Origin of the sequence: Acinetobacter sp. OYA S30 (assembly GCF_033599315.1) — a bacterium.
Taxonomy (GTDB): Bacteria; Pseudomonadota; Gammaproteobacteria; order Pseudomonadales; family Moraxellaceae; genus Acinetobacter; species Acinetobacter baumannii.
In genome coordinates this window covers 1-968 of the sequence record NZ_JAWVAV010000130.1, presented here as the reverse complement: position 1 = coordinate 968, position 968 = coordinate 1, and the positions used below count along the sequence as shown (strand labels likewise).

The following is a 968-nucleotide window of genomic DNA, read 5'->3' as shown; positions in this document are numbered from 1 at the left end:
GAAATGTAGAATCTGATGTTGATGCTCTTTTTGCTAAAACAGATATCACAATCGGGCAGTCTCTCACACTCCTAAACAACGAGATCACAAAATTTGTTGGCGAAGCAGGTAAGGGAAGTGGTGCGGCACAGGTATTAGCTGGATCAGTTCAAACTCTTGCAAGTAATTTAGATTTAATTGCTGATGGGGCTTTGGTCGTTGGTATTGGTTATATAACTCGTGCAATTTTGATTAAGAGCGCTGCTATTAAAGAGGGAATGGCTTCAACTTTAGCGAGCCGCCAAGCATCTGTATTAAATGCTCAAGCAGAATATGCAGAAGCTACCGCTGCTTTGAATGCAGCAAAAGCTCATCTCGCGAATGTGCGAGCAACAAATGCAGAAACCCAAGCTAAATTTGGAGCAACTGCGGCAGCAACTCGATACGCACAAGCACAGGCAGCAGTAACTGCTGCTACAAATGCACAAACTGCTGCGCAAACACGCCTCTCAGCAGCTTCTTCTTTAGTTGGTAGTATTGGTAGCCGAGCATTAGGACTTATCGGGGGTCCAATTGGAGCAATTACCTTAGGTGTATCCGCTCTGGCTGCAACTTACACTTATTTTAAAGGTAAGGCAGAAGAAGCGAATAGAACTCTCGCTGAACAAGCCGAAGTGGCTAACCGTACTGCTGAAGAATTAAAAGGCTTAAAAGGTGAGGCAAAAACCAAAGCTATTAATGACTTAACAACGGCTTTTAAAGCTCAAAATGAGGAGTTGAAAAAAACAGAAATGGCTGTTGGTTCAGCTTTAATTGATATTCAAAACTACGGTAAAGGTAATGTTGAACTTACAAGGATTTCTAATGAAGCTCGATTGGGCACGATTAGCTACAAGGAGGCTATGGAGCAACTTGCTAAGCAGAAGTTACCCCCAAGCCTAAGAGATGCATTAAAGGAGCAAATCGACAAATATAATGAAGCTTATGAA

General features: G+C 42.4%; 1 pseudogene. It reads left to right on the top strand.

Going from position 1 to position 968, the window contains the following annotated elements:
* Positions 1-968: pseudogene (locus tag R5R67_RS19455) on the top strand (phage tail tape measure protein); the annotation flags it as partial.